Source organism: Amycolatopsis sp. NPDC003731 (assembly GCF_053586895.1).
On record NZ_JBSFNC010000070.1, the window covers coordinates 37,479 to 45,248 of the forward strand.

Sequence of the window (7,770 nt, forward strand, 5' to 3'; positions counted from 1 at the left end):
GCTCCCGAGGACTGCCATGCCAGACAACTACCTGCCGTCGCGCCTCGACCAGGCACTCTTCGGTGCGCCGTTCATCGTCATCGACGCCGACAACCACGCGCACACGATCACCCATTGCCTCGACGACGCCACAAGCATCCTCAATACCGACGGCGCGGCCCGAGCCATTGTCGGCACGCTCGGCCAGCCCCTTCTTGCCATCGATATCGACCCCGAAGACACCGGCGTCGGCGCCGACGCCGGCGAGGTCGTCGCCGAACAGCTCGTCCTTTGGGCCGATCGCTACGGCCTGCCTTGGCTCCGGCGCGCTTCAGGCCGCCCCGGGCACACGCACCTTGTCATCAAGACACCGCCGTGCCTGCGCGAGGAACTACAGTGCGTCGTCCGCACGATCGCGACCCGGCAAAATGTTTCCGCCACCGTCCGCTCGACCCTCCGGCTCACGTCCTCACCGCATCGACACGAGCTGCCCAGCCCGATACTGAGCGGCACGTTGACGACGAGCGACGTGCCGGAGCTCGTCACGTCCAGGTCCCCGCGGGTTATACGACCGGCGCGTCGCCGCGTCGCCTCGAACGTCAGCAGGTCCGAACGCGAGTACGGCCACGCTCTCGCGCTCGCCCGCGCAGGCCACACCACAGCGCACGCCTGGGCATTCGCCAACCTCGCCGGCACCAAGGCCCGCGACATCGGACAGCAAGCCTGGCAGCGCTGGTTCTGGGCTCCCGCCACCACGATCGCCGCCGCCGAACGCGGCCTCACCGAGCCGCAGGCGTGGGACCTCTTCCGCCGAGCATCCCCGACCCAGGCCGCCCACGTCGGGAGAGACGCCTGGCGCCGCAACCGCTGGTTACCCGCGCTTCGCGAGGCGGCCGAAAGCAGGCCGCGACGACGACGCCTGGGACCGCCTCAGGCCGGCGACCGCCAGAACGAACCGTCACCTAGCCGGCTACGACACGTCCGTGCCGAGCTTCAGGCGGCCGTGGACGGGCGGTTGGCGCGCGGAGCCAGCGCGGCGGCACGCACCGGCACGATCGCCGGCGTACGGATCAGTAGCTTGCGCGCCGTTCTCGACGCATTCGCGCACGCAGTCCTCACGACACGGGGATCTATCTCGATTCGGCACTGGGCTGAGCGCGCCAACCTCGATCCTAAGACTGTCCGGCGCGCACGAGATGCCGCTCTCAAACTGGGCATCCTCAAACGCGTGCACCAATACACCGGAGGGGAGACAGACTGCGACGCATTCATCTTGACTGAAGACGCGGCGGCAGATCACAACACAGAATTAACTTCCCCCACTCCGTACACCCCCAGCCGCGGCCAAGCGGACCCTCTCAGGCTGCGGTCACAACATCAGCGCGACAGGCGTCAATTCGCACTTAACCGCAACCTGAAGGCCAAGGCTGCCGAAGTCGAATCTAAGCAGTCAACCAGCGGAATTCTACCTACCATCAGTGTCGGCGCCGTTCCTCATCGACAGCGTGAACTCGCTGGAGTCGACCGCCCGCATTTCCGAGACTGCAACTTCCTCCATCGCGTCGATCGCTTTTGCGGGAATCGAGATGCGTCCTCGGGTTCGAACCGCCGGGAAACTGCCTTCATCCACGGCACGGTAGATCGTCATAGCAGAAACGCCGAGCAATCTTGCCGCCTGGCCAACCGTCAGGAAACGCGGCCCACCCACATTGAAATCGGACACAACAGACCTCCGGATGCTACTTGGCAAGGGGAGGGCTGGCGCCGACAGCCTGAGCAGCCGACCACGCCGACACCAGTGACATCAGGATCCACCGGAAGTCTCAGTTCGTCAACCCGGCGACGCCTCGCCCATGGCAAGCCGCTCCATCCGACGACGGACCCCACTCCTGTCGACGACCTCCGCAGACACACCGATGGCCTCGATGTCAGACGCATCGAACTGGACCCCGGCTTCGCGTAGTTCTTCAGTCAACGACATTTTCAAGGCGGTCAGGCTACTACTACGCGCAGTGCTCCGACTAACAATATCGCGCGCCAGCTTACGGTTAACACCTAGGCCAACCGTTACTTCGAGTGCATCTGCCGAAAATATCCCACTGCCGGCGTTAGCGAGAGTCGAACGCATTCGGTCGCGATCAACTATAAGATATCTCGGCAAATCCGTGGTTATTCGTAAGACCTCTTCAGCTAATGACGTGATATCAGGTAGACATACACGTTCGACCGAACTATGACTAATGTCTCTTTCGTGCCATAAAGCAATACCTTCGAGCATCGGCGTAACATACGCACGTATGACACGAGCAAGCCCGCACACCTTTTCCGAGTTAATTGGGTTTCGCTTGTGCGGCATCCTTGTGCGGCATCGAGGAGGAGCCCACTTGCAACGAGTCACGGGACTCTACGAGTTCGCCCACCTCTGTTCGATGGCCGTGGCGTATCTCCAGTGCGAAGCCCTCACAGATTGTCGAGATAGCAGATAATTCGAACACCCATACTGCAAGTCGGTCTCGCATTATCACCTGAGTTGCGATGTCCGCGACTTGTAGCCCCAGTGAGATTGCCGCAGCCTTCTCGATACCGGGAGAAACGTGCGTGTATCTCCCGATGGGGCCAGAGATTTTCACAACAGATGCCATCTGTGACGCCTCAACCAGACGGTCTACGGACCTCTCAATAGCTAACGCGAAGTCAGCGACCCGATGGCCCCAAGTAGTCGGTACCGCGTGGACGCCATGCGTACGCCCAACACGTATCACGTCCCAGTTCTCAAGCGGGTGCCTCGCAAGCGCCGTCATGAGATTCTTAGCGCGCGTAATCAGAATCTGGCTGGCATCTCGAACAGCCATGCCAGTAGCACTGTCGACAACGTCGGAACTTGTCAACCCTCGGTGGACCCAACGTTGCGCCTCGTCCGACATCTGCGAGCACCAGACATCGAGGAAAGCGACGACGTCATGCCTCGTCTCGGCCTCGACGCGGAGCACCTCCTCGACTCGTGGCACCTCGACAGCCCTCGCCCCGTCGGCGACACTCGGCGAGGCTTCACCAGCATCGACCCGCGCATCAAGCACGGCAAGTTCAACCGCGACCCACCGCGCGAGCTTCGCTTCGTCACTCCAAATGGCCCGCATTTCAGGAGTCGAATACCTCTCAAGCATCCCCACCACCTTGACGCAGCACGACAGCGGTCCCCGTATCCAACCAGAGTCGCTAGTGGAGGCCGCCCAGTTACACCTACCGGTCAAAGTGGTCAACCGAAAGCGGTGAACGGTCACTCTAATCGGTGAGAGGCCAACGCTCGACTCTCCGGATCGGTAAATCACGACCACAGGAGTGTGATGACCCGTCGTCCCACAGTGCGCGGTTCTCCACGGTCGTAGCACCCACGTTCTAACCACCCAGCTCTCGGCAGCTTCGGTTGAGCATGGGCGAGTACCCTGGTGCCGTTGCCCAACAGGCGCCGCGAGGGAGCAGAGACTATGGCTGCACGCCCGATCAACCTGCCAGCGGTCGACCAATACGTCGACCGACTCTTCAGCCATGACCTGTCCGCGCCGGTTCACATCCTTGAAGGTGCGCAGCAACTAGGCCTTCCTCATATCCACGTGTCGCCCAGCGAGGGCCGGCTGCTCTGGCTCTTGACAAAGCTCTGTCAGGCAAAGACCGTTCTCGAGGTCGGCACACTCGCCGGCTACAGCACTTGGTGGTTCACTCAGGCACTACCGCCAGATGGCAGGATAGTGACGATCGAAGGAAATCCGTTACACGCCCAGCTTGCGCGCGACAACCTCGGAAAATGCGAGATTGCACTCAGCAGCAGCTGGTTGATCGCCATGCCGGGACGTTGGCGCGGGCCGTAGACGGTGAAGTACCGCAGTGCCACGACGCTCAGCGCGGAGTCGGCCCGGCGAGCGTGCGCCAGGCAGAGCTGTTCGGCGGCGAGCTTGGTCACGCCGTAGGGCGACAGCGGCCCGGTCGGGTCCTGTTCCCGGCTGGGCGCGGCCGAGGTGCCGTACACGCTCGACGATGAGGCGATCACCAGCCGACGGACCCCCTGCTGCTCGCACGCGGTCAGCAGCCGCTGGGTGGCGGTGATGTTCGAGCGGACGTAGTCGGGGAATCGATCACCCCAGGATGTGCGCACGCCCGGCACCGCGGCCAGGTGGAACACCGTATCAGCGCCCGCCACCACCTCAACCAGGTCAGCGTCCGCCAGGTCCGCGTGAACCATGCGGACCTGCGGGTTCTCGACCGCGACAGCGAGGTTCATCGCGGCGAACGAGTCGTCGGTGACGTTCCGCCGGTCAACGCCGACGACCTGGCATCCTCGTTCGGTCAACGCGTCGACCAGGTGCGAGCCGATGAAACCCGCGGCGCCGGTGACCACGATCTGCTTTCCCAAGGGTGTTGTTCGCCTGGAGTCGATCACTGCCCCTCCTCGTGACGCCGGTACCCCGGCGCTCTACCTCGGTCTGTGGAACGACAAGATCCAGTGCAACAGCACGCGAAGGACGGATCGACCCCGCGCCGTGGACGCGCGGTACCCGAATCGTGGACGTGGTGGGGACGACACGTGGACGTTGACGGTCACGAAGCGGCGTCAGTCGCCTACGGTGGGGACATGGCAGGCTCGTCCTCGTACCGCACACCCAACGAAACGCTGATCGCGCTCCGCGAGAATCGCGCCCTGTCGCAGCAGGAGCTGGCCGAAGAACTCAACCGGCTGGCCACGACCAGCCACGGCGCCCAGCTGACGCTGACCAAGAAGTCGATCTACCGCTGGGAGTGCGGGGAAACCACGTTCCCGAAACGTTTCTACCAGCAGCTGCTTGCCGAGTACTTCGGCGTCCCCATCGCCGAACTCGGATTCAAACGCCCCCACCTCACTCCAGCCATCACACTCACACCCATGGCACCGACAGGAGCGGATGAACCGGCCTCCCCCAGCCCGGAAGTCGAACGCGAGCAGCAACGATGGCGCGAGACCAGGGCCGCCCTCGGCACCACGCGGCGAGCCTTGGCGATCACCGCCGAGGGCCTCTACCCCGACTTCCGCCTGCCTGGCCTGCACAACACCGGAGTCATCGCCCATCAGAGCTGGATTCCTCAATCCCCCGTGTCACTTCAGGACATCACGCTGACTCTTGCCTCCGACACCACACCGCCGGAGATAACAGGGGGCGAGGCCGAGACCGCGGCCGTGCGTCCCTGGTCCACGCCGGGCCATCGCTACCGCCGCTACCACGACGTCATCCGTGATCTGACCCCACCGAAGCTGTTCGAGAACCGACTTTGCTTCCGCCTGACGCACCTCGATTGGACAACTCCAAAAATCGGGATGCACTTCGGACACATGGGTTCCTTCGACTCCATGGACACCAACGAAGCCCTCGCGCACGAAACCGCCTTGCGGCACCTGATGCGTGACCACAACGACGAGCTGTCCACCATGAAACCGTCTTGGCGGCGGCTACCCTTCAGAACCCTCATCGGAGACCCGTTCGACCTCAGCCGCCGCCCGCTGATGGGCGCAGTCGGAACCTTGACCATCCGCGGAGGCGACTCACCCAGCGTGGTCCTGCATCAGCGTGACGGCAACAAGGTCGCCGGTGGCGGAGGCATGACCCATCTGCTCCCCGCCGGGATCTTCCAGCCCTCCAGCGTTCTCCCAGCGGCCATCGCCGCGGACTTCTCCCTCTGGCGCAACATTCAGCGCGAACTCGCCGAAGAACTTCTCGGCCACGACGAATACGACGGCAGCGGCCACCCGATCGCCTACAACGACCTCGAGCCCTTCGCCACCCTCGACCGCGCGCTCGACGCCGGCGACATCCAGATCTGGTGCCTCGGAGTCACCCTCGACGCCCTGACCCTCTGCGGAGACATCCTCACCGCCGCGGTCATCGCCCCTGACCTCTACGACCACCTCTTCGCCGACGCCGTCAACACCAACTCCGAAGGAACCGTCCCGGCCCGCGCATTGCCGTTCGAAGAAAACACGCTGCGCTACCTACGTGAAGAAGGCCGGCTCTCCCCGGGCGCCGCGGCGGCCCTCCACCTTGCCTGGAACCATCGCCACGTCCTCTTCGCGTGACCACGCGCGCCAGCACGCGGCAGCCCTGGCCAGTATTCCTCAGCAACGGCCATGGCAGTGGCAGCCTGCGGCTCGCGCGTAGCTTTTACCTCAACCTCGACGTGCCAGCCCATCTTCGGGCCGACGTCAACGGTCGCTCCATGGATACAGAGCGCTGAACTGGTCGAACGCCTCGTTCAAATCGTCGTCGTGCGCCACGTCGTCCACGAAGATCGACGACCTGGCGACTAAGCCGGCAGCATCGAGCACCCCGGCAACTGCGTGCACAATGACCGCGTACTGGGTCGGCGGCACGTCAGATGGAAGCTGTACCCGAAACTCGCGCGATTCCACAAGGTCGACACTGCCCGTCCCAAAGAAGGGACACCAAGCCCCCGATAGAGTGGCTGCGATCGGTAAGGGCTACGAACGCAACGCACCCCTGCGTCGCTACGATGACGTCCCGCACGCTATGGCATTATGAGCCGCTCGCTCCAGCGCGAGATGACTGTCGCGGTACTCCGCCCGCCGCGGTGACAGTGGAAGCCGTTCGATCCCCGGACCTGCGTGATCACCTCCGCCTATACCACGGGAGGGCCTGCAGGAGGAGTTCCAGCGTCCGCAAAGCGGCTGCTCTCGCGGACGGGCGACCGGCACAAGCTGCGCGCAGAGCGACAACGAAGATCAGGGCAAGCGCCCCCGCAGCAACCACTGAAACCGGCAGCATCAGCCACCCCGGTGTGCCAGAAGGAACAAACACGCTGGTCATGAACGCGCCAGCCGCGAACGCGCCGCGTCCACGCAATGTGCTCGCCGGACCTCTTCTTGATCTCATCGCTACCGATTTCGTCGCCGCGGAGCCCGCGATCGGGGCACCGCGGGGTCTTAGTTAGCCATGACGACAGTGGTAGTTTTGAAACCACTTCGCGGGGTTCTAAAGGACGGGTGCAACGTGCGGGCAGGAGCGAGCTCAGCGGATCGCGAACTCATCCAGCACCTCGACAACCAGGGGCTGACGGTGTCAGCGTCGCAGCTTGAACGCTGGCGCGCCGCCGGCCTGCTGCCGCGCCGTCAGCGGCGCGGCCGTGGCCGCGGTGGAGGCTCGGCCGCAACACGCGACCCAGGTGAGGGCGAAATCGCAGCAGCCCTTGCCCGCCACAGCAGGCAGGGCCGCGACCTTCGCCTCGTCACGATCGACTGGTTTGTCGAAGCTGGCCAGGCCGAAGTGTTCGGTCCTCCTGTACCCGAGCCGCCGGACAAGGCGGTTCGGAATGCCATCGCGTGGGCGCTCGAACGAAGCGAGTCGTATCGACTGATACAGATGGCGCATCAAGCATCCACCGATGAAGACATCGACGCCTACTATCAACGCGCCGATGGCCTTCTTCATAGCGAAGACGCCATAGGCGTCCAGTTGGCCCCCGGAGTTGTGCGACAGGCACTTCTCGACGGACGCGACCTCCCAGATTCTCCAGCGAGCAACCATGGCGACCCACGTGCGTCCCTTCTCCACCTTACTGCTGCGGTCGGAATCGGTGTCGACGAAATCGGGACAGACCTCATCACTGAAGCGATCGCGAGCCTGATGGAGATCATGAACATTCCCATCGATGCGATGGAAGACATGACCGAGGTGCTGCGCAACCCACAACGATCTCGACATGTGCGAACAGCATTATCTCACGCGAAAACCAAAGACCCTCTTGCCGCTG

Annotated in this window: 6 protein-coding genes and 1 pseudogene; 4 read left to right on the forward strand and 3 right to left on the reverse strand. The window is 63.6% G+C overall.

Annotated elements, in window-relative coordinates:
• Positions 1 to 16 precede the first annotated feature (16 nt).
• Positions 17 to 1,942 (forward strand): hypothetical protein, encoded by a 1,926-nt coding sequence (locus ACWDN5_RS26445; RefSeq protein ID WP_449678172.1) that lies wholly within the window; start codon positions 17 to 19, stop codon positions 1,940 to 1,942.
• 367 nt (positions 1,943 to 2,309) lie between these two features.
• Here the strand turns inward: ACWDN5_RS26445 and ACWDN5_RS26450 are convergent, their stop codons facing one another.
• Entirely contained in the window at positions 2,310 to 3,143 is an 834-nt protein-coding gene (locus tag ACWDN5_RS26450; RefSeq protein ID WP_449678173.1) for a lyase family protein, read from the reverse strand.
• 321 nt (positions 3,144 to 3,464) lie between these two features.
• On the opposite strand from ACWDN5_RS26450, the gene ACWDN5_RS26455 reads away from it, so the two are divergent.
• Positions 3,465 to 3,845, forward strand: a complete 381-nt coding sequence (locus tag ACWDN5_RS26455) for an O-methyltransferase (RefSeq protein ID WP_449678174.1) — start codon at positions 3,465 to 3,467, stop codon at positions 3,843 to 3,845.
• Here ACWDN5_RS26455 and ACWDN5_RS26460 read toward each other — a convergent pair.
• Positions 3,812 to 4,414: pseudogene (locus tag ACWDN5_RS26460) on the reverse strand (NAD-dependent epimerase/dehydratase family protein); the annotation flags it as partial. The gene ACWDN5_RS26455 and the pseudogene ACWDN5_RS26460 overlap by 34 nt on opposite strands.
• Before the next feature lie 192 nt (positions 4,415 to 4,606).
• Here ACWDN5_RS26460 and ACWDN5_RS26465 point away from each other — a divergent pair.
• On the forward strand, positions 4,607 to 6,079 hold the full coding sequence (locus tag ACWDN5_RS26465; protein ID WP_449678175.1) for a helix-turn-helix domain-containing protein: 1,473 nt from the start codon (positions 4,607 to 4,609) through the stop codon (positions 6,077 to 6,079).
• 126 nt (positions 6,080 to 6,205) lie between these two features.
• Here the strand turns inward: ACWDN5_RS26465 and ACWDN5_RS26470 are convergent, their stop codons facing one another.
• The gene (locus ACWDN5_RS26470; RefSeq protein WP_449678176.1) at positions 6,206 to 6,412 is read right to left on the reverse strand and encodes a hypothetical protein; all 207 of its coding nucleotides are present in this window, start codon (positions 6,410 to 6,412) and stop codon (positions 6,206 to 6,208) included.
• A gap of 598 nt (positions 6,413 to 7,010) precedes the next feature.
• Between ACWDN5_RS26470 and ACWDN5_RS26475 the strand changes: the two genes are divergently transcribed.
• A partial coding sequence (locus tag ACWDN5_RS26475) for a hypothetical protein (protein ID WP_449678177.1) occupies positions 7,011 to 7,770 on the forward strand: 760 nt, incomplete at its 3' end.